The 23,993-nt window shown below is 66.9% G+C and carries 18 protein-coding genes; 4 read left to right on the plus strand and 14 right to left on the minus strand.

Features of this window, described 5'->3' with window-relative positions:
- Window positions 1–249 precede the first annotated feature (249 nt).
- Window positions 250–2,448, plus strand: a complete 2,199-nt coding sequence (locus tag SOM47_RS10195; protein ID WP_320505481.1) for a TonB-dependent siderophore receptor — start codon at window positions 250–252, stop codon at window positions 2,446–2,448.
- A gap of 146 nt (window positions 2,449–2,594) precedes the next feature.
- On the opposite strand, the gene fusA is transcribed toward SOM47_RS10195, so the two are convergent.
- From fusA to SOM47_RS10245, 10 genes are all read right to left on the minus strand, one after another.
- Window positions 2,595–4,622: an elongation factor G gene (gene fusA / locus SOM47_RS10200; RefSeq protein ID WP_320505482.1), complete on the minus strand. Its 2,028-nt coding sequence runs from the start codon at window positions 4,620–4,622 to the stop codon at window positions 2,595–2,597.
- A gap of 388 nt (window positions 4,623–5,010) precedes the next feature.
- Window positions 5,011–5,775 carry a heme ABC transporter ATP-binding protein gene (locus tag SOM47_RS10205; RefSeq protein ID WP_320505483.1) on the minus strand — a complete coding sequence of 255 codons (765 nt, stop codon included), beginning with the start codon at window positions 5,773–5,775 and terminating at the stop codon, window positions 5,011–5,013.
- Window positions 5,772–6,776, minus strand: a complete 1,005-nt coding sequence (locus SOM47_RS10210) for a FecCD family ABC transporter permease (protein ID WP_320505643.1) — start codon at window positions 6,774–6,776, stop codon at window positions 5,772–5,774. The genes SOM47_RS10205 and SOM47_RS10210 overlap by 4 nt, the downstream gene beginning before the upstream one ends.
- Window positions 6,777–6,829: 53 nt before the next feature.
- Window positions 6,830–7,888: a heme/hemin ABC transporter substrate-binding protein gene (locus SOM47_RS10215; protein ID WP_320505484.1), complete on the minus strand. Its 1,059-nt coding sequence runs from the start codon at window positions 7,886–7,888 to the stop codon at window positions 6,830–6,832.
- 22 nt (window positions 7,889–7,910) lie between these two features.
- The gene (locus SOM47_RS10220; protein WP_192083470.1) at window positions 7,911–8,885 is read right to left on the minus strand and encodes an alpha/beta hydrolase; all 975 of its coding nucleotides are present in this window, start codon (window positions 8,883–8,885) and stop codon (window positions 7,911–7,913) included.
- A 128-nt stretch (window positions 8,886–9,013) separates the two neighbouring features.
- Complete coding sequence (crcB, locus tag SOM47_RS10225; RefSeq protein ID WP_042614107.1) at window positions 9,014–9,406, minus strand: fluoride efflux transporter CrcB; 393 nt, start codon at window positions 9,404–9,406, stop codon at window positions 9,014–9,016.
- A complete protein-coding gene (locus tag SOM47_RS10230; RefSeq protein WP_320505485.1) occupies window positions 9,403–10,779 on the minus strand; it encodes a replication-associated recombination protein A in 1,377 nt (458 codons plus the stop codon). Before SOM47_RS10230 ends, crcB begins: the two co-directional genes overlap by 4 nt.
- 27 nt (window positions 10,780–10,806) lie before the next feature.
- Complete coding sequence (gene lolA / locus SOM47_RS10235; RefSeq protein WP_320505486.1) at window positions 10,807–11,445, minus strand: outer membrane lipoprotein periplasmic chaperone LolA; 639 nt, start codon at window positions 11,443–11,445, stop codon at window positions 10,807–10,809.
- 87 nt (window positions 11,446–11,532) lie between these two features.
- Window positions 11,533–13,470 carry a DUF3857 domain-containing protein gene (locus tag SOM47_RS10240; protein ID WP_042614110.1) on the minus strand — a complete coding sequence of 646 codons (1,938 nt, stop codon included), beginning with the start codon at window positions 13,468–13,470 and terminating at the stop codon, window positions 11,533–11,535.
- A 61-nt stretch (window positions 13,471–13,531) separates the two neighbouring features.
- Window positions 13,532–15,886 (minus strand): DNA translocase FtsK, encoded by a 2,355-nt coding sequence (locus tag SOM47_RS10245; protein ID WP_057507282.1) that lies wholly within the window; start codon window positions 15,884–15,886, stop codon window positions 13,532–13,534.
- Between the two features lie 254 nt (window positions 15,887–16,140).
- On the opposite strand from SOM47_RS10245, the gene trxB reads away from it, so the two are divergent.
- Both trxB and SOM47_RS10255 read left to right on the plus strand, forming a co-directional pair.
- Window positions 16,141–17,112, plus strand: a complete 972-nt coding sequence (trxB, locus tag SOM47_RS10250; RefSeq protein ID WP_042614111.1) for a thioredoxin-disulfide reductase — start codon at window positions 16,141–16,143, stop codon at window positions 17,110–17,112.
- Between the two features lie 212 nt (window positions 17,113–17,324).
- Window positions 17,325–18,101 carry a DUF3658 domain-containing protein gene (locus SOM47_RS10255; RefSeq protein ID WP_152620654.1) on the plus strand — a complete coding sequence of 259 codons (777 nt, stop codon included), beginning with the start codon at window positions 17,325–17,327 and terminating at the stop codon, window positions 18,099–18,101.
- Between the two features lie 538 nt (window positions 18,102–18,639).
- Here SOM47_RS10255 and SOM47_RS10260 read toward each other — a convergent pair.
- Both SOM47_RS10260 and SOM47_RS10265 read right to left on the minus strand, forming a co-directional pair.
- On the minus strand, window positions 18,640–19,158 hold the full coding sequence (locus SOM47_RS10260; protein WP_320505487.1) for a hypothetical protein: 519 nt from the start codon (window positions 19,156–19,158) through the stop codon (window positions 18,640–18,642).
- A gap of 5 nt (window positions 19,159–19,163) precedes the next feature.
- Window positions 19,164–20,243, minus strand: coding sequence for an N-acetylmuramoyl-L-alanine amidase CwlD (locus tag SOM47_RS10265; protein ID WP_320505488.1), 1,080 nt, complete (start codon window positions 20,241–20,243; stop codon window positions 19,164–19,166).
- A 205-nt stretch (window positions 20,244–20,448) separates the two neighbouring features.
- Here SOM47_RS10265 and SOM47_RS10270 point away from each other — a divergent pair, with 205 nt between their 5' ends.
- Window positions 20,449–21,570: a GNAT family N-acetyltransferase gene (locus SOM47_RS10270; RefSeq protein WP_042614113.1), complete on the plus strand. Its 1,122-nt coding sequence runs from the start codon at window positions 20,449–20,451 to the stop codon at window positions 21,568–21,570.
- Here the strand turns inward: SOM47_RS10270 and SOM47_RS10275 are convergent.
- Window positions 21,541–23,004 (minus strand): FAD-binding protein, encoded by a 1,464-nt coding sequence (locus tag SOM47_RS10275; protein ID WP_320505489.1) that lies wholly within the window; start codon window positions 23,002–23,004, stop codon window positions 21,541–21,543. The genes SOM47_RS10270 and SOM47_RS10275 overlap by 30 nt on opposite strands.
- Window positions 23,001–23,882, minus strand: a complete 882-nt coding sequence (locus SOM47_RS10280; protein WP_320505490.1) for a TauD/TfdA dioxygenase family protein — start codon at window positions 23,880–23,882, stop codon at window positions 23,001–23,003. The genes SOM47_RS10275 and SOM47_RS10280 overlap by 4 nt, the downstream gene beginning before the upstream one ends.
- Between the last annotated feature and the right edge of the window lie 111 nt (window positions 23,883–23,993).

Genomic DNA, 23,993 nt, shown 5'->3' on the forward strand with positions numbered 1-23,993 from the left:
GGGCGGGGGCGTTGAGCGCCATGGATGGCGCGAAACGAGGCCCGCAGGAGCGGCTCTTGCCGTCCCCCGCCCAGCCCCACCGCCCGGCCCCACCCCAGCTACAGATGCCCCACCGCCAAGCGCATTGCGAATGGGTCGCAATTGCGTTGCGAATGCCGCGACAGTAGACTGTGGCCCACCTCTCCGACTGCATCGCTCGCGGCCTCCGGATCATCGACCCGGCGCACGCAGGCACGCCCGCGCACGCCCATGACCCGACCCACCGCACTCCCCTCGCCCTTCCGTTTCCGCCCGCTGGCCGTTGCCTGCGCGCTCACTGCATGCACTCCTGCAGTCCACGCGCAGCAGGCCGCCACCGACCTGGACGCCGTGCGCGTCAACGCCTACCGCGCGGCCAACAGTGTCAGCAGCGCGACCAAGACCAGCACCTCGGTCGCGGAAACGCCGCAGTCGGTTTCGGTCATCGAACGCGCCGAACTGGATGCGCGCGGCGTGCAGTCACTCAACGATGCGATGCGTTACGTGGCCGGCGTAAGCCTGGAAAGTTCGGGCATCGACAACCGCGTGGATGACTTCCGCATCCGTGGTTTCGATGCCGGCAGCTGGGCCAACAACGTGACCCTGGACGGCATGCGCGCGCCGCAGGGCAGCCAGTGGAACCGCGGCATGTTCGACAGCTGGAACCTGGAGCGCGTGGAAGTGCTCAAGGGCCCCTCAGCGGTGATGTACGGCCAGGTCGCACCGGGCGGCATGGTCAACCAGGTCAGCAAGACCCCGCAGCCGGGCCAGTTGCAGCAGCTGCGGCTCGGGCTGGACGCGCACGGCCAGTACAGCGCCGCGTTCGACGTGGGCACAGGCAGCGACGACGACGTGCACCTGGCGCGTCTTGTCGGCCTGTATCGCGATGGCGACACCCAGATCAAGCACACCGGACAGGAGCACTGGTTCCTCGCCCCCAGCTACACCTGGCAGATGGCCGAACGCACCCGCATCACGCTGCTGGGGATGTACCAGAAGGACGATGGCGGATCGACCTACCAGTTCCTGCCGATGGACGGCACGCTGCGCGCCACGCCGTATGGCCACATGAAGAACACCACCTTCATCGGCGAGCCGTCCTGGAACACGTTCAACCGCACGCTGTGGACCGCAGGCTGGATGTTCGAGCACGCGTTCAACGACCAGCTGACCTTCAGCCAGAGTGCGCGCCGCACGCATGTGGATTCGCTTTACCGCGGCGTGGTCACCAATGGCGCACTCAACGCCGACGGCCGCACGCAGGCACGCCGCGCCACCTACGGCACCGGCGATTCCGATGGCGACACCTTGGATACGCGCCTGCAGGCACGCTTCCGCACCGGCGGCGTGGACCATGTCGCCCTGCTCGGCTGGGACTGGCAACGCGCCGATTGGGAAGGCGTGCGCGGCGCGATGAGCAGTCCGCGCCCGATCGACATCTTCAACCCGGTCTACACCGGCTACGTGCCGCAGGTGACCAGCCTGAGCCCGACCGAAGGCAGCAACCGGCAGAGCGGCATCTACCTGCAGGACCAACTGGCGCTGGGGCAGTGGCGCCTCACCGTGGGCGGCCGCTACGACTGGACCAAGGACGATGCTTCGAGTGCGACCCGCAACCCGGTCACCGGTGCGACGGTGACCCAGCCGCGCAGCGTGATCAAGAACGAAGCCTTCACCGGCCGCGCCGGCGTGCTGTACGTGTTCGACAACGGGCTTACCCCGTACATCAGCTACGCCGAATCGTTCCAGCCCTCCTCCACCAGCCCGCTGAACAACTTCGATGGCAGCGCGTTCGATCCGGTCACCGGCACCCAGTGGGAGGCGGGCCTCAAGTACCAGCCGGCCCGCATCGATGGCCTGGTGACCCTGTCGGCGTTCGAGCTGCGCCAGCAGAACCTGCTCACCCAGGATCCCGACCCCAGCCACAACACCTGCGGCGCAACCGCCAATGCACGCTGCTCCATCCAGGACGGCGAAGGCCGCGTGCGGGGCGTGGAACTGGAAGGACGGATGACCCCGTTCGAGGGTTTCAGCCTGATCGGCGCAGCAACCTGGATGGATTCGGAGATGACCCGTTCGGACCAGTACCAGGGCAAGCAGCTGATCATGGTGCCTGACTACACTGCGTCGTTCTGGGCCGATTACACCTTCGCGGGCGGCGCCCTGGAGGGCCTGAGCCTGGCGGCGGGTGCACGCTACAACGGCCGCAGCTACGGCGACAGCGCGAACCTGTACCGGATTCCGGGGTACACGTTGTTCGATGCGGCGATCCGCTATGACGTCGGGCGGGTTGGCAACAGCGACCTGCAGCTTGCCGTGAACCTGAGCAACCTGGCGGACCGGCGCTATGTGTCCACCTGTACGACGGTGTCGTCGTGTTACTACGGCAGCGGCCGCACGGTGATGGCCACCGCGCGACTGGGGTGGTAGTGACGGCCGCTGGCCGTCTGCCTCTGCTACCCGGTGGGTGACGACCGTTGGTCGTCACGCTCCTGCCTTCCGCTGCGCTCGCCGACCATGGGTCGGCGCTACCCGCAAAAAAAAGGGGCGGCCGAAGCCGCCCCTTACCCGTTGGATCATTGCGCCGGCGCATAGCCGTGCAACTGCATGGTGCTGCTTGCCCGGCCCTGGCTCATCGAACGCAGTGCCGTGCTGTAGCCCTGCAGCTGCGCCAGTGGTGCGAACCCGCTCACCTGCGAACGACCTTCCCGCTCGTCGATCGCCTGCACCCGTCCGTGGCGCCGCTGCAGGTCACCCACCACATCACCGACATTGGCCGCGGGCGACAGCACCTGCAACGCCATCACCGGCTCCAGCAGCTGCGTGCCCACCTCGGCCAGTGCCGCCTTCACCGCTTCCATCCCGGCGCGATGGAACGCCTGCTCGGATGAATCCTTCGCATGCGTCTGGCCATCCACCAGCACCACGTCCAGGCCGACCACCGGATGGCCCTGCGGACCGTCCTGCAGCGCAGCGCGCACGCCCTGCTCCACCGCGCGTATGAAGTTGCGCGGCACCACGCCACCGACGATGCGGTCGCTGAATTCCACCCCGTCATCCTCGCGCGGGCGCACCTCCAGCACTACATGCGCGAACTGTCCCTGGCCGCCACTCTGCTTGACCACCCGGCCGACCACGCCAAGCGCCGCGCTACGTGGTTTCTCCAGATAGGCTACGCGCGGCTGGCCGACCTGGACCTCGACCTTCCACTCGCTGCGCAGGCGCTCCACCATCACTTCCAGGTGCAGCTCGCCCATGCCCCATACCAGCGTTTCGCCGGTTTCCGCATCGGCCTCGACGCGGAATGACGGGTCCTCCTGGACCAGGCTTGCCAGGCCCTGGCTGATCCGGATCAGGTCACCGGCGCGGCCCGCCTGCAGCCGCCACGCCAGCACCGCTGGCTGCGAGTGGATGGCTTCCAGCAGCAACGGCTGCTGCAGGGAGGACAGCGTTTCACCGCTGATCGCATCCTTCCAGCCCATCACCGCCACGATGTCGCCAGCCTCGGCCTGTTCGATGTCATGCACCTGGTCAGCCTGCACTCGCACCAGCCGTCCCACCCGACGCGCGTCGTGCCGCGAACTGGCGATGCGATCGCCCACCCGCAGCGTGCCCGAATACACCCGGATGAAGGCAAGCGCACCCTGCTGCATGTGGGTGACCTTGAACAGCAGCGCGGCCAGCGCACCCTCCGCGTCAGGCAGCAACTGCACCGTCTCTTCGCCGGCAATGGCGCTCACCGACGGCCTGTCCAGCGGCGAGGGCAGGTAATCGACGATGGCATCCAGCAACGATTCCACGCCCTTGCCCTTGAACGCCGCACCGGCCAGCACCGGCACGCCGGCACCGCTGACGGTGATGCGTCGCACCGCCGCACGTAGCGCATCGGCGTCCACCGCCGAGCCGGCCAGCCAGGCATCGGCAAGCACATCGTCCAGCTCGGCCGCGGCCTGCACCAGCGCATCACGCTGGGGCTGCCACTGCAGCGCTTGCGCATCGGTCCACGGCTGTTGCTGCAGCGAACCGGCGGCATCCCAGTGCAGCATCTTCCGGTCCACGAGGTCGACCCAGCCATCGAACGCGGCTTCGCTGCCCAGCGGCAGGCCCAGCGCAAGCGGGCGCGCCTGCAGGCGATCAGCAAGCTGCGCCACGACGCGGTCGAAGGACGCACCGATGCGGTCCATCTTGTTGACGAAGGCGAGCAGCGGCACGCCATGCCGGCGCGCCTGGTGCCAGACGGTTTCCGACTGCGGCTGCACACCGTCCACCGCCGAGAACACGGCCACCGCGCCATCCAGCACGCGCAGCGAGCGCTCCACTTCGATCGCGAAATCGATGTGGCCTGGGGTGTCGATCAGGGTCAGCCGGTGCGCTGGGAGGTCGCGCGGCGCCCACTGCGCCTGCACGGCAGCCGCGCCGATGGTGATGCCGCGTTCGCGCTCGATTGCCGAAAAATCGGTGGTCGCCGCGCCGTCGTGCACTTCACCGACGCGATGGATCTGGCCGGTTTTCCACAGCAGCCGTTCGGTCAACGTGGTCTTGCCCGCGTCGATATGGGCAATGATGCCGAGATTGGGACGCAGCGAAAGGGTCTGGGTGTTCATGAGTTGCTCCTGCAATGCCAACCACGGAGGACCGCGCGTCCCGGTTGGCGGCAGGGCGCGCGGCTAGGTCTGGGTGTCGTCGAGCGGGTGCATGGCACGTTCTCCTTCGCTTTTCAGGTAAATCGGTGGATCGGTGGATCGGAAATAAAAAAAGCGCCCGGTTGGGCGCTCTGCTGGGGGTCCAAGGCAACCGCAATGCGGTCAGCCGCCTTGTCTTCCGCCGGGCAGACGCACCCGTTCCGCGCAGGCGCGGAGCAGGATCTGAAACGTCAGCAGCGGAAAAGCGTTCATTGGACTCACCACGGATGGGAGCCGCTAGTGTGCGCCTGTTTGCGGGGGAAGCAAGGGCCTATTGACAGCAAAAATAGAACGCTGAGGGGGAGGCTTGCTATGTCACCACCACCAGCGGTACCGGCCGCCGCGGATGCTGCAGCACCAGCACGTCCTGCTGGTACACGCGGCGCAGGGTGTCTTCGGTCAGCACCTCGCGCGGGGTGCCATCGGCGGCCACACGGCCGCGTTCCAGCAGCACGATGCGGTCGGCATGGCCGGCGGCCAGGTTGAGGTCATGCAGCACCACGATCACGCAGGCACCCCGGTCCGCCAGCGCACGCACGCTGCGCAGCGTGCGTTCCTGGTGGCGAAGGTCCAGCGCGGCGGTGGGTTCGTCCAGGAACAGCAACGGCGTGTCCTGCGCGAGCACGCGCGCGAAAGTGGTGCGTGCCGATTCGCCGCCGGACAGCTGCTGCACTTCGCGCTGGCGCAGGGCCTGCAGTTCGGCCGCGTCCAGCGCCGCTTCGACGTGGCGCGCATCCTCGGCAGGCGCTGGCAAATGCGGCAGGCGCCCCATCGCCACCACTTCTTCCACGCTGAAGGCAAAGCGCACTGCATGTTCCTGCGGCATCACCGCGCGCTGGCGCGCCAATGCCCCCGCACGCAGCGCCGAAAGCGGTCTGCCGGCCAGCAGCACCTCACCGCTGTCCGGCTGCAGGTCGCCGCAGGCGATGCCCAGCAGCGTCGATTTACCCGCCCCGTTAGGGCCGACAAGCGCGGTCAACGTACCGGGCTCGAACACCAGCTCGACATCGGCCAGGATCGGCCGCTGCTGCCGCAACACGCCGACCTGCCGCAAGGAAAGCAGTGCACTGGTCATGCCCCCACCCTGCCCCGGCGCTGCATCACCAGCCACAGGAAGAACGGTGCGCCAAGTGCCGCAGAAAAAAGCCCCAGTGGAACTTCCGCCGGCGGATCCAGGGTGCGCGCGGCGGTGTCGGCCACCACGATCAACAACGCACCGAGCAACCCGGACAGCGGCAACAGCCAGCGATGGCCCGGACCGACCAGCAGCCGCGACACGTGCGGCACCACCAATCCGACGAAGCCGATCGACCCGGCGAACGCCACCGCCGCGCCCACCAGCAATGCGCTGTACGCCACCAGCCTCCGGCGCGTACGCGCGACATCCAGCCCGAGGTGCTGCGCCTGGCGCTCGCCCAGCGCCAGCATGTCCAGCGGCGTTGCCAAGCGCAGCAGGCAGAACGTGCCCACGGCGAACAGCGGCATGACCGCCGCGACGTCGCGCCAATCGGCGCTCGCCAGCGAACCCAGCTGCCAGAAGACGAGCGACTGCAGTTGCGCTTCGGTAGCGATATAGGTGAAGAAGCCGATCAGCGCCGAACAGAAGGCGGCCATCGCGATGCCGACCAGCAGCAGGGTGGCATTGCCATCGCCGCGCCCGGGTCGTGCCAGCAGGTAGGTAAGGCTGATCGCCGCCGCACCGCCGGCAAAGGCCGCCAGCGGGATCACCCAACTGCCCAGCGTCGCCGCACCCAGCACGATCGCCGCCACCGCGCCCAGCGCGGCGCCCTGGCTGACCCCGACGATGCCGGGGTCGGCCAGCGGATTGCCGAACAATCCCTGCAGGCTGGCGCCGGCCATCGCCAAGGAGGCGCCCACGATGGCACCCAGCAACACGCGCGGGATGCGCAGCTGCCACACCACCGCGACGTCGCGCGCGCTCGCGTGCGCGGCATCCAGCAGCCCCAGCTTGACCCCGATGGCCTGCAGCACGGCCAACGGCGGCAGCCGCAGCGGCCCCACCGCGAACGACGCCAGCACCGCCAGCAGCAACGCGCCCAGTACCAGCAGCAGCATCAGCTGGCCGCGACGTCGGCGCCGGTCACCGGCCATCGTCCACCGCGGTGGCGTCATGCCGGCGGCAGCGCCGCCAACGCGCGCGCCAATGCCAACGCGCCGGCACCGGACCCCACGCTGGTGTACTTCAGTTGCAGGTCTGGCATTACCCAGACCCGGCCAGCCTGGCCGGCGGGGGTCTGCTTCAGCGTCGGATAGGCCTTCCACAGCCCGTCGGCACCGCCGAACAACTGCAGGTCATGTTCGGTGACCAGGATCACTTCGGGGGCCGCTGCCACCACGCCTTCGTTGCTGAGCGCGGAGAAATTGGCGACGCCCGCTTCGGTGCCGATGTTGAGGCCGCCCGCCAGCGCGATCAGCTTACCCGAGGCGCTGTCGGCGCCGGCCACGGTCGGGTTGCCGCCTGCGCCGGTGGCCGAGACATGGATCACCCGCGGCTTGCGCGTTGTCGCCGTAGCGACCCCGGCGGCCTCGTCCAGCTGCTTCTGCACCGCATCAGCCAGCGCCACGCCGGCCTCGGCACGCCCGATCGCCGCAGCGACCTTGCGCACCTTGTCCGGTGCCGGCTGCAGATCATCGATGATCACCGCATCCTGGCCCACCGCGCGCAGTTTTTCGGCCAGGTCGCTGTGGCGACGCAGGCTGTTGCCCAGGAACAGCGAGCCGCCCAGGCTGAGCACGCCTTCCACGCCGGTGGTGCGGTTGAACAGGAACCGGTGTGGCGCGGCGCGTCCGGCGTTGGTGGTGGCATTGGTCGGTGCGGCGAATACCTGGCTGCCCTGCCCCAGTGCTTCGATCACCGCGATGATGTCGTCGCCACCGGCGATGATCCGGCTGGCATCGTCGACCTGCACGTCCACGCCATCATCGGAATGCACGGTGGCCGGCAACGTGGCCGCGCCCGCCGCCACCGAAGGGGCGGTCTCGCCGCCGACGCGCTGCCAGCCTGCCGGTAGCGCGTCGTGCTCCGCCGCAGCACCCGAAGCGGGCGGCGTCGCGCTGGCCTGTGCCGGCGCGGCAGGCTCGCCCCTGCCGGAACACGCGGCAAGCGCGAGCGCCAGCGCTAACGACGGTGGCAGCGTCCTGGCAGCGCGGATCAGATTCGAATACATGGGGACGTTACTCCTGCGGGGTTCACGGCGTGGCGGCCTCGCCACTACGGTCGGCGATGCCGTACAGCGCCGACAAGGTCGCCTTGAACGATGCCGGCAACATGGGCCCGTGGCCAAGCCCGGGGAACTCGCGGTACTGCACCTGCAGGCCGGGCAGCGCACCCAGGCGCTCGCCCAGTGCGTGCGCGGCATCCGGTGCGGCGCCCCCGATGCGACGCAGGTGCGCGACTACGCGCGGGTTGGCCATGTCACGTACGCCGCGGTTGCCGCTGCGCTCATCGCCACCCAGCATCACCCACAGCTGGGCCGGCTGGCCGGCGCGGTTTTCGACGAACTGTTTTTCCAGGTCGCCGAGAGCTGCGCCCTGGCTCCACCACAGCGACGGACTGGCCGCCACGTACTGCTGGAAGGCGGCCGGGCGGGTGTACAGGCTGCTGAGCACGAACAGTCCGCCCAGCGAATGCCCCCACAGCGCCTGCCGCTGGGTGTCCACGTTTGCGCGGCGCGTGACTTCCGGTTTGATCTGCCGTTCGATCACGTCCTGGAAGGCGAACGCCCCGCCGCCGACCACCTGCTGGGTGCCGCTTTCATCATCGGCACGGTCGATCCAGGCGGTGTAGTCGCGGGTGCGCTGGGCCGAGTCGATGCGACGCTCGTTGTCATAGCCGATCAGCACCAGCACCGGCGGCGCCTTGCTGGCGGCCAGCTGGTCCAACATCGACCGGTCCAGCACCATCGCCACAGCGTTGCCATCCAAGGCGTACAGCACCGGCGAAGGCGCGCTGGAGGCCTTGCCGGGAACCAGCAGATTGACCCGCCAACGGCGCTGGCCGTCCGCGCTGCCTATAACGAAACGTTCGACACGATAGCTGCCAGCGGGCTGGTCCAGCACCGTCTGGCCCATCATCTGGTCTGGATTGCGCTGCTGCGCATGGGTGCAGAACGAGGCGCCAGCCAGCGCGAACAGCGCGGCAAGGCCAAGGAGACGGTGAAGCATGGGGGGCACGGCTCACAGCGGGGGTCGCCGAGCAGTCTATCAAACGCGAATGGTTCTCGCTTTCGCTGGGCGCAATGCTGCGCGCAGTGAGATGGGTCGCCCCTACCCCGGGCCACACGCGCGAAGGGTCAGCGCGCCGCCTCGGCCAGCCGCGCACCCAGCCATACCAGCAGCATGCCACCTGCCAGGCTGACGCCCAGGTACAGCGGCACCATGCCGCCGCGGTCGCTGCGCGCGAACACCAGGGTCTCCAGCATCAGCGAGGAAAACGTGGTCAGCCCACCCAGCAGGCCGATCACCAGGAACGCACGTAGCAGGGTCACGTTGCCGCCGCGCTGCTGCAGCCACACCAGCAGGTAACCGGCGGCGAAGGCGCCGATGAAGTTGGCGCTGAGCGTGCCCCAGGGAAACCCTTGGCCGAAGCGCTGGAGCATGGCGTCACCGATGACGAAACGCAGTGCCGACCCCAGTGCGCCACCGGCCATGACCAGCCCCAGCTGCTGCCACCAGACCGCGGTCATCCGCCGCCCTGTCCGCTGAGCTTGGCGGCCCGCGCCTGCTCGCGCTGAGCGCGAAGGCGATCGAGTTTCTCCTTCAGCTTGATCTCCAGCCCTCGCGCCACCGGCTGGTAATAGACCTGTTCGCCCATCGCATCCGGGAAGCCGGTCTGGTCCAGCGCGATGCCGCCTTCCATGTCATGGTCGTACTGATAGTCCGCGCCGTAGCCGAGGTTCTTCATCAGCTTGGTCGGCGCATTGCGCAGGTGCAGCGGCACTTCCAGCGTGCCCGACGCGCGCACTTCGGCCTTGGCCTGGTTGTAGGCGGCATAGCCGGCATTGGATTTGGCCGTGCTCGCCAGGTACAACACCAGCTGGGCGAATGCCAGCTCGCCTTCCGGGCTGCCCAGCCGCTCGTAGATATCCCAGGCTTCCAGCGCCATCGACTGCGCGCGCGGATCCGCCAGGCCGATGTCCTCGATCGCCATGCGGGTCAGCCGGCGCGCCAGGTAGGACGGATCGCAGCCGCCATCGAGCATCCGCGTAAGCCAGTACAGCGCCGCATCGGGGTTGGAGCTGCGCACGGATTTATGCAGCGCGGAGATCTGGTCGTAGAACTGCTCGCCCCCCTTGTCGAAGCGGCGGGTGCGGTCCGCCAGCACCTGGGTGAGGGTCTGCGGGGTGATCCGGCCGCCTTCGTCGACGGCCAGTTCGGCGGCGATTTCCAGCAGGGTGAGCGCGCGCCGGACATCGCCATCGGCGGCGCTGGCGATCTGCAGCAGCAGCGCGTCGTCGACCTGCACGCCCTCCCCGCCCAGCCCGCGCTCGCTATCGGCCAGCGCCCGCTGCAATGCTTCGACGATGTCCTGCGGTGACACGCCTTCCAGCACGTGCACGCGGCAGCGCGACAACAGCGCGGAGTTCAGTTCAAAGGACGGGTTTTCGGTGGTGGCCCCGACGAACACGATGGTGCCGCGTTCGATGTGCGGCAGGAAGGCGTCCTGCTGGGTCTTGTTGAAGCGGTGCACCTCGTCGACGAACAGCACCGTGCGTCGGCCTTCGGCGAAACGCTGGGCCGCTTCGGCCAGCACCTGGCGCACCTCCGGCAGGCCGGACAGCACCGCGGAGATCGCGCGGAATTCGGCGTCGGCATATTCGGCCAGCAGCAGCGCCAGGGTGGTCTTGCCACAGCCCGGCGGCCCCCACAGGATCATTGAATGCACGCGTCCGGATTCGACCGCGCGGCGCAATGCGCTCTCCGCGGCCAGCAGGCGTTTCTGCCCGACCATTTCGTCCAGGGCGCGCGGCCGCATGCGCTCGGCAAGCGGTCGCAGGTGATCCCGATCCACGCTCAGCAGATCAGGGCCGGGGAATGAAGAAGTACGTTGTCTGGCCACGCGGCATTGTACCGCTTGGCCATACCGTCATTCACCGATGACGTCGGTACCGGCCGGCGGGGTGAAGCGGAACGTGCCGGCGGCGAAGGACGGATTGCGCTTCCAGCCGGTGAAGGCGATCACCGTGCGCTGGCCAACCGCATCGGTGATTTCCATCTTCGCCAGCCCGCTGCCATTGAAGCCCAGCGCGGCGTACTGGAAGCTGGCCTCGGTTTCGCGCTTCGGGGTCAGCGACAGCCACTGCAGGCCATCACGCGGCGCGGCTTCTTCGCTCAGGTCGTACTGCTGCTCCAGCAGCGCCGGATTGATCAGTGCGGTCAGCGGGCTGTTCTGCTCTTCCTTGCCCTGTGCACGCACGGTGGCCTGTTCCAGGTCCGGTTCGTACATCCACACCTTGGTGCCATCGGCCACGATCTGCTGCACGTGCGGACGCTGGTATTCCCAGCGGAACAGGCGCGGCGCCGACAGCGCGACACGGCCACTGGTGGTTTCCTTGACCTTGCCACGGGTATCGAACACCTGCTGGCTGAACTGCCCGTCCAGGCCTTTCAGGCCGGCGGTGAAGGTCTTCAGCTCATCACGCGCGCCGGCCCAGGCACTGGTCGAAACCAGGCACGCGGCGGCGAGCACGGAAGTAGCGAGGGTGCGGCGGAAGCTGGCGTGCATGCGGGTATCCAAGAGAAACGTGGAAGGATGGGATGAAGTGTGCCCAAAGCATCCTGAATGGGCGATCCACTGCAGTGGGCGCAGCGCTCAGCCGCCGCTTGCCGCAGGTACCCGACCGTACACGATCTGCCCGCGGAAGCCGCGCCGCACCTGCTGGAACAGCTCGCGGAAGGCGGCATAGTCGGCGGGCTGGCAGAGTGCATCGTTGCCGCGCACTGCATTCTGGCGCAGCCGGTGGCGGGCGATGACCTGCTGCCCTTCACGCTCCCAGCTGACCGAATACTGGCCGGCTGCGTTGCTGAACTGTTGGTCATGCGGCACCGCGATCAGCGGCACGCCGGGCGGCAGGGTTACCCGGTAGATTTCCTGGCGCAGGCTGGCATCGCACTGGAACGGGGTGGCATTGTCCGGCGCCGAGGTCGCCGCGTAGGCGTCACGGAACGATTCCGCGCCGGGCGGATCGGGCAGCTGCATGCCGCCGACCAGGTTGAAATCCACGTAATCGGACGCGCTGAAATCAAAGGTGTAATTGAAGGGCTGCTGAAGGTCCTGCGGGTCACCCTGCAGTTCCAGGCGGCCCTGCCCGTCGAAGCCGGAGGCCGCCACCATCGAAGCTTCGGCACGGGCACGGTTCTGCGCGTTCAAACGCGCGAACGAGGCGCGCATGCCGATTTCCGCGCTGTCGCCGGGCTGCAACCGGGTGCTGCCTTTCAGGTTGCCGGCGGCATCGAACACGAAATCCGCCTCGAAGCCCATGCCATTGCGCAGCTCATCGTTGGCAGGAGTGCGCGCCAGCTTGGCCGGCCCGGTCAGCAGCACCGGCGCGCCGAGGTCGCCGTCGGGCAGCTGGCCGGGACGTGCCCAAGCGCTGGTGGAATCCAGGTACAGGTCGAATTCCGGCACGTAGGTGATGGCGTGGTTGAAGCGCCCCAGCGTCGGTACCGCCGGCAGGGTCGGCCCACCGCCTGCGCCGATCAACACCGCCGTGCTGTCGATGCCCTTGGCCGCCAGCAGTGCTTCCAGGATCACCACGTGGTCCTTGCAGTCGCCGTAGTGGTTGTCCAGCACGCTCTGCGCGGGGTTCGGCTCCAGCCCGCCGTTGCCGAGATAAACGGCTACGTAGCGGATGTTGCGGGCTACCCAGCGGTACAGCGCATCCACCTGTCCACGGCGGTCGGCGATGCCGCGGGTGACCTCCTCGGCCAGCGCCTGCAGCTGCGGCGTGACCTTCGCCGCCTGCCCTGCCTTGAGCTGGTAAGCACGCGCCATCTGCGGCCAGTCCGCATAGGTGCTGGCCATGATGGTCGGGCTGAACTCCCACGGCGCGGCGGTCCAGTTCTGCGCCGGCAGCGGCGTGCCGCGGCGATAGGTCCAGCTCCACTGCGCGCGGCCAGCACGGACCGTGGGCGCATCGCTGCCCTGCACGCCCCTGCTCAGCACCTTCATCGGCAGGCTGGCTGGCGCGCTCAGGGTGACCTGCGCATCGTCGTACTGGTTGAACACGCTGAAGGTTTCCCACAGCCCGAAATAGCCCGGGAAGTACGGCTGCCGCTGGGTACGGCGGGTGGCATAGACCACGCGCGTGCCGGGCGCCAGGTTGGGGAACACGATCACCCGCACCTTGCGGTCGGCGTACATCGCCGCCGAGGCGCTGGAGTAGCTTTCCTGGGTATAGATGCGATCAGCCGGAACGTCGCGGCGCTGGCCATCGGCGGTCAGCGTGTAAGCCTCCAGCACCTCCAGCGTTTCCATCTTCTCGCTGTAACTCAGCCGCACCTGGCTGAACTGGTCCACCGCGCTGCGGGTCTTGAGCAGGATGTCGTAGTGCTCGGCCTGGGTGTTGCCGGCATCGGCATCGACCACGTAATCGGCGCGGTAACGGGCGAAGCTGAAGTTGTTGCTGGCCTCGGCCGGCGCCGCGCCCTGCATCGGGGCGGCGGCGGGGATGGCGGGGACCTCCACCGCCAGGGCGGCCCCGAAAGGCAGCAGCAGGGCGGCCAGCAATCCGTTGCGGAGGGGTGCCATGAGGGGTTCCGGTTGGTCAGGGGGTGGATGCCGGCCAGCGGCCGGCACTACCGGGATTGCATTATTTGGGCGGTGGCGGGGCCAGCACGGTGCGGTCGCCGTTGTGCTCGGGCGAGCTGACCACGCCGGCCGCTTCCATCGCCTCGATCAGCCGCGCGGCGCGGTTGTAGCCGATCTTCAGTCGGCGCTGCACCCCGGAAATGGAGGCGCGGCGGGTTTCAGTCACCACCCGCAGCGCTTCGTCGTACAGCGGATCGGATTCATCGCCGGACGATGCGGTTTCCGGCAGGCCGCCGGCACCGACCACCACGCCGTCGCCCATGGTCTGCACTTCGTCCAGCACGCCTTCGATGTAGTCCGCCGGCCCCATCGCCTTGAGGTGTTCCACCACGCGATGGACTTCTTCGTCGGACACGAACGCGCCGTGTACGCGGTCCGGCATCGCCGTACCGGGCGGCAGGTACAGCATGTCACCGTGGCCGAGCAGGGTCTCGGCGCCGGACTGGTCTAGGATGGTGCGCGAATCGATCTTCGAACTCACCTGGAAGGCGATGCGGGTCGGGATGTTGGCCTTGATCAGGCCGGTGATGACGTCCACCGACGGCCGCTGGGTGGCCAGGATCAGGTGGATGCCGGCCGCACGCGCCTTCTGTGCCAGGCGGGCGATCAGCTCTTCGACCTTCTTGCCGACGATCATCATCATGTCGGCGAATTCGTCGATGAAGATGACCACGAACGGCAGCGTTTCCAGCGGGCGCGGGGCCTCGCCCAGCTCCGGGTTCGGCTTGAACAGCGGATCCATCAACGGCTGCCCGGCGTCCTGCGCGTCCTTGACCTTCTTGTTGAAGCCGGCCAGGTTGCGCACGCCGACCGCGCTCATCAGCTTGTAGCGGCGCTCCATCTCGGCCACGCACCAGCGCAGGCCGTTGGCGGCCTCCTTCATGTCGGTGACCACCGGCGCCAGCAGGTGCGGGATGCCCTGGTAGACGCTCAGTTCGAGCATCTTCGGGTCGATCATCAGCATGCGCAGGTCTTTCGGGCTGGCCTTGTACAGCAGGCTCAGCACCATCGCATTGACTGCCACCGACTTGCCCGAGCCGGTGGTACCGGCCACCAGCAGGTGCGGCATGCGGGCCAGGTCGGCCACGGTCGGGCGGCCGGCGATGTCCTTGCCCAGGGCCAGGGTAAGAGGGCTGGTCGCCTTGTCATATTCCTTCGAACGCAGCAGCTCGGAGAGATAGATCATCTCGCGGGTGACGTTCGGGATCTCCAGGCCAATCACCGACTTGCCCGGAATCACATCGACCACGCGCACCGACTTGACCGACAGCCCGCGGGCAATGTCCTTGTCCAGCGTGCTGATCTGGCTGACCTTGATGCCCGGCGCAGGCTCGATTTCGAAGCGGGTGATCACCGGGCCCGGATAGGCGCCGACGACCACCGCATCGATGCGGAAATCCTTGAGCTTGAACTCGATCTGCCGCGACAGGGTTTCCAGCGTCTCTTCGTCGTAGCCCTTGGGCTGCGGCTTGGGATCATCCAGCAGCGCCAGCGGGGGCAGGTCCGAGCCATCGCCGTTGACGCCCTGGAACATCGGGATCTGGTTGTCGCGCTTGGCCCGGTCGCTCTTCTCGATCACCGGTTCCGGGCGCGGCTCGATCTTCACCGGCTCGCGCTTGGCGCGCACCTCGGCATCGACCTTGCGCACTTCCTGGCGCTCTTCGCGCATCACGCGCGTCTGCTTCCACTCGGTTGCCTGCTCTTTCTTCTTTTCCAGCAGCGGCGCCAGCGCCATCACGCCCTTGCCAATGCGTTCCATGACCATCAGCCACGACAGGCCGGTGGCCAAGGTGATCGAGGCCAGCAGCAGCACCAGCACGAACAGATTCGCACCCAACGCCCCGAAACCGACGCTCAGCGAAGAGCCCACCAGCTTGCCGAGGATGCCGCCGGCCGAGGCCACGTCGGCACTGAACAGGCGCAGGTGCAGGAAACCGGTGCCGGCGATCAGGAAGCCGACCAGGCCGACCAGCCGCAGCGCCGGGTCGAGGTCATTTTCGCCCTTGGCTTCGCGCTTCAGCCCGAACATCGCAAACCAGGCCAGCGCACCGAGGATCACCGGCAGCAGGAAGGCCATGTAGCCGAACAGCTGCAGCAGCACGTCGGCGATCCACGCCCCGGCACGCCCGCCCATGTTGTTGACCGGCGCCACGATGCTGCCGGTGTGCGACCAGCCCGGGTCGGTCGCCGAATAGGTGAACAGGCTGGCCACCAGGTACAACAGCGCCGGGGCCACGGCGATCAAACCCAGATCGCGCCACAAGCGCTGCCGCGTGGGGTTTTCAGACGGAGACGGATCGCGGCGACGGGCTTTGCCTTCGCTCGATCGGCTGCGTTCGGGGACCTGCTTCGCCACCTTGGACACTACCTTTGGAATACGCTGTTAGTGGTTGATAATAAACGAAGCGCGTCGGTTTTCCGTCACTGCTGGCTGACCGCGATACGCCATCGGCCGGCAGGCCCCGTCGAAACGGCCTGACCGGTCCCGCGTATCGCCGCGTTCCAGGCCTGCGGGTTGAAACCCCCTGCCCCTGCCATCACTCTATGGTCTGCCCCCAGCGCGCGCAAACCGTCGCCGCGCCTTGATCCCCTTACCTTTCGCGAGTCTACATGAGCACCACGCTGCCCTCCCGCCATCAGAAGCTTGTCATCCTCGGTTCCGGCCCGGCCGGTTGGACTGCCGCCGTCTATGCTGCCCGCGCCAACCTCAAGCCGGTGGTGATCACCGGGCTGCAGCAGGGCGGCCAGCTGATGACCACCACCGAGGTCGACAACTGGCCGGGCGACGCCCATGGCCTGATGGGCCCGGACCTGATGGCGCGCATGCAGGCCCACGCCGAGCGCTTCGAAACCGAAGTGATCTTCGACCACATCCACACCGCCGACCTGTCCCAGCGCCCGTTCAAGCTGATCGGCGACAGCGCCGAATACACCTGTGATGCGCTGATCATCTCCACCGGCGCGACCGCCAAGTACCTGGGCATCCCGTCCGAAGAGACCTTCAAGGGCCGCGGCGTGTCCGCCTGCGCCACCTGCGACGGCTTCTTCTACCGTGACCAGGACGTGGTGGTGGTCGGCGGCGGCAACACCGCCGTTGAAGAAGCGCTGTACCTGTCCAACATCGCCCGCAAGGTCTACCTGGTCCACCGCCGTGACACGCTGAAGGCGGAAAAGATCATGCAGGACAAGCTGTTCGCCAAGGTCGCCGCCGGCAAGATCGAAACCGTCTGGCACCACCAAGTGGACGAAGTGCTGGGCAACGACGCCGGCGTGACCGGCGTGCGGGTGAAGTCGGTGCAGGACGGCAGCACGCGCGACATCCAGGCCCATGGCTTCTTCGTGGCGATCGGCCATCACCCGAACACCACCCTGTTCGACGGCCAGCTGGCGATGAACCACGGCTACCTGGAAATCCGTTCCGGCCTCGGCGGCAATGCCACCCAGACCTCGGTGGAAGGCGTGTTCGCCGCTGGCGACGTGGCCGACCAGCACTACCGCCAGGCGATCACCTCGGCCGGCTTCGGCTGCATGGCCGCGCTGGACGCCGAGCGCTACCTGGACGCACAGGGCAAGGCGAGCTGAGGCATGCCGCAGGGCGGTTTTTGAAAGGCCGGCCTTGGTGCCGGCCTTTCCGTTTCAACAACGAGGGACTCGGGCCACCTCCCCGCTGCATCGAGTGCGGCGCGAGAGCACGGTGTCCGCCGATCACGGCGCCTGAAGAAGCGCCGTGGGAGAGTGGCCCTGACCCCGCCCCCATAGAGGATCGTCGGGTGACTTTCCTCCGAGGGACGCTGATGACGCACCCGCTGCTGCACCTGTTTCCCTCCGAGGGTTCTGCCGAGGCCCTGCGCGCCGGGCTCGGCCCCGGGCTGGATGGCCATCGCATAATGGCGCTGCCTGAGCTTTATGCCGTAGGACCGCTGCGGGACGCAGGACGGCGCAGCGACTTCTGGCGGCGGTGGCTCGCCGGCTTCCCCGACACTGCGGAACCGGGGGTGGATACCGCCAGGCCCTTTGCTGCATGGGACGCCCTGGACAGCCATCTGCTAGAACAGCCGCAGCAGCAGATCGTGGTATGGCACACCGGGTCTGGCCAGGACCAGACGTTCCTGCACATGGCATGCCACCGGCTTGCCGGATCGCTCCTGCCGATGCATGAAGTATCCGTACCTCCCGTCCAGGGCCTGTATAACATGGGCGCGAATCCACCGCGCGTGCTGGCGCCACTCGTTGCACGGGCCACGCCGCTCAGCGCCTCCCGCCGCAGGCAGCTCGCCGCCGCATTCCCCACCGTGGCGGCTGCCGAAGGACTGCGGGAATGCAGCCAGGAGGGCGTCCTCGAGCTACGCGCCATCTCGTGTCACGATCACGAAATACTCGCGCATTGCCCGCGCGAGTGGTGGCCTGCCGCTCGCGTGTGTGGCAACGTGATGGGGCACGATGACATGCGCAATCCACTGTCGGAAGCCTTCTTGGCCGGTCGCTTGGCGAAGCTGATCGATGAAGGCCACATCGAGGCCAGGCACCGACACGCCGGGTGGCATGCGACGCGCGTCCGGCGGGCCGGGTAAACGCTGGTTGCCCGTGTACCCGCGCGCTTGCCCGACGCCTACGCAGGGGCATCTTCCCGTGGCTCAGCGGCGAGGAGCCGATTTTCTGGTGGTCGTTTGAACCACGCATTGGGTTCCCGACCGACGGTGGCACCTGTCGCGGCGGCTCCAGCGTCAGCTACGCAGCCAACGCCTTCGAGCAGGAGATGCGCACCTGTGCCGAGACGCCGCGTCCAGGCCAGCACGGCACATGGATCAGCGAGACGATGGTTCAGGCCTAAGTTACGCTGCATGACCTGGGCCGTGGCCGCTCCATCGAGGTCTGGCAGCATGACGTCCTTGTCGGCGGAACTCCGGCGTGGCGGTGGGCGAGGTGCCTTCCGGCGGAAGCATGTTCAGCGCGCGCCGCGGCGGCGAAGATGCGCCCGCCCACGCGCTGGCGCTGGCCAGTGCACACCCCAGGTTGAATGCCATCTCCCGCGCCATGGTTATTCATATTGAACTCATCCGACCGCTCCCTCCTGCCAGCCGAACCGGCTTCTACGCCGGCTTTCTCGGTTCAGGGTAGCTTGCGGGCTGTCGCCGCCCCGCCATCCTCACCGTGCGTTGCCTGTGGCGCGACCATGCCCGGCCCCCGGACGCACTGCACGATATGCCGGACCGGCGGTGACTTCACCCCGTCGTCGTCAACCATCCGGGTGTCCCAGTAGATCGGCGCACTTCCGGCGTTCTCGCAACGCAGGGTGATCTGGGCTGGCTTGGTGTCTGCGTCAGGCAGCGTCACCGTTCCATCCGTGCACTTCCAGCCGGGAAGGCATCCGAGGTTCTTCGTCTCGATCACGACGGGGTACTGGGGAAAGCCGGCGAAGGCAAGATCCACCACCCGGGATTGGCCGGCCGCCACGCAGATGGTCTGGATCGGATCAACTTTCAGCGGGTCGCACCCCTTGCCCTCGCGCCAGAGGCGGTACCCCTTTTCGACGCCTTTCATCGAAGCTTCTCGAAAAACGGGATCCTGCAAGGCGAGTGCGTCGTTGGGGTTGGAGTGAAACGCTGTTTCGATGATGATCGATGCCATATTCGCTATACGGTTCTCCCTTTGTTGTCAGCACGGGGATCCGACTCAACATTGAATCCGGAATAATCATCCTGGCCGGTGATCAGCTCGCGCATGTAGCAGAGAACACTGCGCGCCAAAGCGCGATCTTCTTCTCTCCCCGTCTGATAAACCACCCTCGTTCCGCTCGGAATTTCAGAGTCGGAACCGTTGGTGTGCAGATGCAAGGCGACATCTGCACCGAGATGGTTCGCCAGCAGAGGGCGACTGCGCAGGTCCTGATCATAGTCACGATTCGAATCGCCTACTGGCGAGTTCCAGATTTCTGGGTTGGCCGGAAATCTCTCCTCCAGGTGATACTTGGCCGCGACCTGCCACCATTCCACGCCACTTTCTTCATGCAGATCAAATGACGATGTCCGGGGCCTTACCACAGGCATGCGGCCTCGCTCCTGGATCCAGTGCTTCAGCTCCTCCGCGTAAGCTGGCGTAACCAGGTCCTCTCTCACATCATTCATCAGAGGGCGCTGCCATAACCAGGCTGCTTTGCGCTGATGCCTGTAATAGCCATGCGCGGCGGAAACCATCGCCATCCCCGAACCCCGAATTCCGCGTCTGCGCGCATCAGCGTCCTCCTGTTGTTGTTCAGGGAAGTAATGCATGATCTCGCGCCCGTCGAACTTGTACTCGACGTTTCCAGGTGGCGTGTATTTCCTCACCGCCTCCGTTACGCCGTGACGGAACAGGTCCATCTGGTGCTCGAAATCGGCCCCCGCGTACTGCGGGATAAGGTCCCGTCCAAACTCAAGTGTGATGGTGGATGTAGCCAGATCAACCGATGCGTGGACGCGCCCACCGCTGCTCTGGCCCGCGATCCGATCAAGTCGATCTAGAATCCTCTGCGCCTCACGAGTCACTTCCGCATCCAAACTGCGATCACGTGCCTCGCCTGCTCCGGCCTGGCATGTTGCCACCATCGATAGCAGTGTCGCGATTGACATGCCAAGGCTCCGCCCGCCAAAGCGTGGCGATGCGCCGGCACCACCCGCCACGTCTGCAGACGCGACACATGCCGGTGCAACGACTGCCGGGTCGGTCTCGGTCAACTTACTTATCCCGTTCATTTTTCTAGATGGCTCTTGGTACTTGCAGCCAATCAGGCTGCGGGAGAGCACGAGAATGGGCCGCGCCACAGCAGATCAACGTGCTGTGATTCACGCTATTCAAAAATAGAATCGGGCTCATCAGTAGCAGTCGCCACAAGATCTGAAGCGAGTGCCGGACTCAGGCCTGGTGCTCTATCCTGTCCCCATGCCGCAGATCCGCTTCCTCGAAGACCTCCAGACGCTCACTGCGTCCCAATGGGACGCCCTCCACGACGGCGACAACCCGTTCGTCAGCCACGCCTTCCTGTCCGGCATGGAACAGTACGGCTGCCTGCGCGAGGACTGGGGTTGGCGTCCGCGGCACCTCACCTTGTGGGAGGACGACACGCTGATCGGCGCCGTCCCAGGCTACCTGAAGGAAAACTCCCACGGCGAGTTCGTGTTCGACCACGCGTGGGCCAATGCCTATGCCCGCCACGGTCACGACTATTACCCCAAATGGCTGGGCGCAGTGCCCTACTCGCCCGTGACCGGACCGCGCGTACTGGCCCGCGACCCTGGCACGCGTGCAGCGCTGCTGGCCGCGCTGGTGGAAAAGCTACCCGCACTCGGGGTCTCCTCCGCGCACATCAACTTCCATCGCAAGGACGAGGATGGCGACTTCAGCGATGCCTGGCTGCTGCGCGAGGACATCCAGTTCCAGTGGCAGAACCCGGGGCAATGGCAGACCTTCGATGACTTCCTCGGCGCGATGAACCACAAGCACCGCAAGAACATCCGCCAGGAACGCAGCAAGGTCGCCCGGCAGGGGATCAGCTTCCGCGTGGTGCATGGCGACGAGGCCAGCCGTGCGGACCTGCAGGCGATGTACCGGTTCTACCTGCAGACCTTCCTGGAGTATGGCAACGCCCCTGCCCTTACCGAGCCATTCCTGCGCCATCTCGCCAGTTCGCTCGGCAAGGGGCTGGTGCTGTTCCTGGCCGAGCAGGACGGCGAGCCGATCGCCGGCGCGCTGTGCCTGCGCGGTGGCCAGACCCTGTATGGCCGCTACTGGGGCGGCACCACCCTGCCCGGCCTGCACTTCGAAGCCTGCTATTACCAGGGCATCGAGTATTGCCTGCGCGAAGGTCTTTCACGGTTCGAGCCTGGCGCGCAGGGCGAGCACAAGCTGGCGCGTGGCTTCCTGCCAACGGTGGTGCGCAGCCGGCACTGGATGGCCGACGCTGATTTCAGCGAGGCCCTGCGCGAATGGTGCGCGCACGAGCGTGCGGACATCACGCGCTATCGTGACGAACTGCTACTGCACTCGCCCTTCCGCAGTGGCTGATCCGAACGCGGCAAGGTAATCCAGCACCGGTGCGGGATCATCCAGCGCAGCACTCGTGGCGATATGACTGTCGGGACGAACCAGCACCAGCAGGCCCGCATACGGGCAGGACGGATCGTCGATCCGAAGGACCTGCACGAAGCTCGGCATCGTGGGCACGGCACCCCGGGTACCGCATACCAGCAGCGTGAAGCAACGATAGTCCAGCAGCGGGTAAAGCCGTGAAGGACGGCCTGCATCCGGCCCCATCAGGACATCATGCACGCGCTCGCCGGCCAGCCCTTCGCCCGCGTAGCGCACCCCCATCCCTGTTACGTATCCAGACCGTTGCGCCACGATGCCCACGTAGTCCGTCGCATGCTGCTGGCTGGACGGGTCGCGGGTGGCAAGACCCAGCAGGCGCGATGTTTCCACCACGCCCAACGCCACCGGTTTGCGCTCGGCTTCGTAGCTGCCCAGAAGACCAGCCGGGACGGGCTGGTTGACCACCATGCCGATCTTCCACATCAGGTTGAAGGCATCGGCCAGCGCCGTGTTGAGGCCCTGGCCGCCGTGGACGGAATGGATGTGGCACGCATCCCCGACCAGGAAGACCCGGTTCTCCACGGCAAAGCGTGCGGCCACAGCCTCTTTGACCGAAAACTTCGAGAACCACCGTACGTCACTGAAGCGCACGCTGTAGGGCCGGGTCGCCCGGTTGATCCGCGCCATGACCTGTTCGAACGTGAACTCACGGGTATCCATGCGGACGTAGAACCGATCCAGTTCGCCCTCCCGGGGGATCCAGGCCACGTCGGAGGATTCGGCCTGGAAGACGATGATCTCCGGCACCTTCGGGAAATCGGTATCGATCACCCCGTCCACGACCGCCCAGGTCATGCGCGGGCGGGTCACTTCGAATGGGATCCGCAGCTGTTCACGGACAAACGAATGCGCGCCATCGGCACCTATCACGTAGCGTGAGGTGATCGATCGCCCGTCCGAGAGTCGGGTCAGGCATCCCCCTGCCTGCTGTTGCACGTCGGTCACCGCGGTGCCGCGCTGCACGGCGATGCCGGACGCACGCAGGCGCTGATCCAGCAGCTGCTCCACGAAAGACTGGCCGATCATCAGGAAATGCCTGTGGAAGCACCCCTGCAGGGCATCCCACCAGTCAGACTGCCGGGAGGCGAATGCACCCTCGGCCCACACGGAACTGGTGTTGCACGGCTTGCCGTGGGGATAGAGATCATCGAACAGGTCCACGATCTGCAACAGCTGCAATGTGCGCGCATTGAGCGCGTCCGCGCGCCCGGCCTGCAGCGGGCCGGCGCTGTGGTCAGCGATCAGCACCCGAAGCCCAAGCTGGCTGCCGAGGTAGGCGCACATCAGCCCCGCAGGTCCAGCGCCTGCGACGACCACATCCACGTCGGTGTCCACGCCCGCAGCCATCATGCGCTGGCCACCAGGTGCGGGTTGTCCAGCGGCGGATCACCCAGGATGTGCAGCCGACGAAGGTGGCGTGGCGCACCACTGGTGAATGCCTCACGCCCGTGCAGCAGCGTGTGGTTGTCGGCGATGACCAGGTCACCGGCCTCCCAGGCATGCGCATACAGGCAGCTGGGCGCGTGCAGCGCCTCGGCGAGACTGCAATGCAACAGCGCGGCATCCGCTTCCTCCATCCCCGTGAACGACGCCGATGCAGGGTTGATGAAGGCCTCGCCCTGCTGGTCCTGTGGTGCGCTGTAGCGGATGACCGCCGCGTCACGGTCCGGGTGCCGGGTCACGACGGGCGCCTCGGCCACGCTGTGGTAGTACTCCATCTTCCTTTCGTAACGCCCCGTGGCGCGCTCCCACAGCAGCCGGACCGACGCCGGTGCTTGATCCAATGCGCGCACGGTATGGGAGAACAGCGTCCGCCCTCCGCAGCCGGGTCCGGGTGCACGCAGGCACTGGAAGATCTGGAACTCCGGCACCTGCCGGCGGTACATGCCATCCCAGTGCAGCGGCACGGCCGAACTGTCGAAGATATGATCCTGCGGCGCTTCCCGTTCGAGAAGCTCCAGCACTTTCCCGAACGGCCATTCGGCGATGCTTCCCCAGCGCTCCCCGTACGCGACGAGGTCTGCAGGGTCTTCGGGGCCGCAGAATCCGCGCAGCAGCACCAGGTGATGGTGTCGGGCGAGGATGCGCAGTGCATCGACGGACAGGTCAGTGACGGCGTCATTCGGGGATGCGGCCTGCAGCATGACGCCGAACGGCTCAAGGGGGGTGACGGGAGTCGTCATGGCATCGGCCTTCCTGTTCTCGGGCCTGTGCCCGGCCTGGACCACGCTAGGCATCCGACCACCTGAAAGCGAGTGGTTTTCCGACGTCCACTGCAAGAACTGCCGCCTGCGCCACGGTGACGCGCAAGCTGCAGTATCCTGCCCGCATGCACGCCA

The organism is Stenotrophomonas sp. CFBP8980, from assembly GCF_034046095.1.
GTDB classification, from domain to species: domain Bacteria; phylum Pseudomonadota; class Gammaproteobacteria; order Xanthomonadales; family Xanthomonadaceae; genus Stenotrophomonas; species Stenotrophomonas lacuserhaii.

What these genes read in the sequence shown, in the direction of transcription:
- trxB (WP_042614111.1), top strand. Translation starts at nt 16,141, where the DNA reads ATGAGCACCACGCTGCCCTCCCGCCATCAGAAGCTTGTCATCCTCGGT.
- SOM47_RS10220 (WP_192083470.1), bottom strand. Translation starts at nt 8,885, where the DNA reads ATGCTTCACCGTCTCCTTGGCCTTGCCGCGCTGTTCGCGCTGGCTGGC.
- SOM47_RS10210 (WP_320505643.1), bottom strand. Translation starts at nt 6,776, where the DNA reads ATGCTGCTGCTGGTACTGGGCGCGTTGCTGCTGGCGGTGCTGGCGTCG.
- SOM47_RS10275 (WP_320505489.1), bottom strand. Translation starts at nt 23,004, where the DNA reads ATGATGGCTGCGGGCGTGGACACCGACGTGGATGTGGTCGTCGCAGGC.
- SOM47_RS10255 (WP_152620654.1), top strand. Translation starts at nt 17,325, where the DNA reads ATGACGCACCCGCTGCTGCACCTGTTTCCCTCCGAGGGTTCTGCCGAG.
- lolA (WP_320505486.1), bottom strand. Translation starts at nt 11,445, where the DNA reads ATGCACGCCAGCTTCCGCCGCACCCTCGCTACTTCCGTGCTCGCCGCC.
- SOM47_RS10240 (WP_042614110.1), bottom strand. Translation starts at nt 13,470, where the DNA reads ATGGCACCCCTCCGCAACGGATTGCTGGCCGCCCTGCTGCTGCCTTTC.
- SOM47_RS10215 (WP_320505484.1), bottom strand. Translation starts at nt 7,888, where the DNA reads ATGTATTCGAATCTGATCCGCGCTGCCAGGACGCTGCCACCGTCGTTA.
- SOM47_RS10260 (WP_320505487.1), bottom strand. Translation starts at nt 19,158, where the DNA reads ATGGCATCGATCATCATCGAAACAGCGTTTCACTCCAACCCCAACGAC.
- SOM47_RS10195 (WP_320505481.1), top strand. Translation starts at nt 250, where the DNA reads ATGACCCGACCCACCGCACTCCCCTCGCCCTTCCGTTTCCGCCCGCTG.
- SOM47_RS10270 (WP_042614113.1), top strand. Translation starts at nt 20,449, where the DNA reads ATGCCGCAGATCCGCTTCCTCGAAGACCTCCAGACGCTCACTGCGTCC.
- crcB (WP_042614107.1), bottom strand. Translation starts at nt 9,406, where the DNA reads ATGACCGCGGTCTGGTGGCAGCAGCTGGGGCTGGTCATGGCCGGTGGC.
- fusA (WP_320505482.1), bottom strand. Translation starts at nt 4,622, where the DNA reads ATGAACACCCAGACCCTTTCGCTGCGTCCCAATCTCGGCATCATTGCC.
- SOM47_RS10205 (WP_320505483.1), bottom strand. Translation starts at nt 5,775, where the DNA reads ATGACCAGTGCACTGCTTTCCTTGCGGCAGGTCGGCGTGTTGCGGCAG.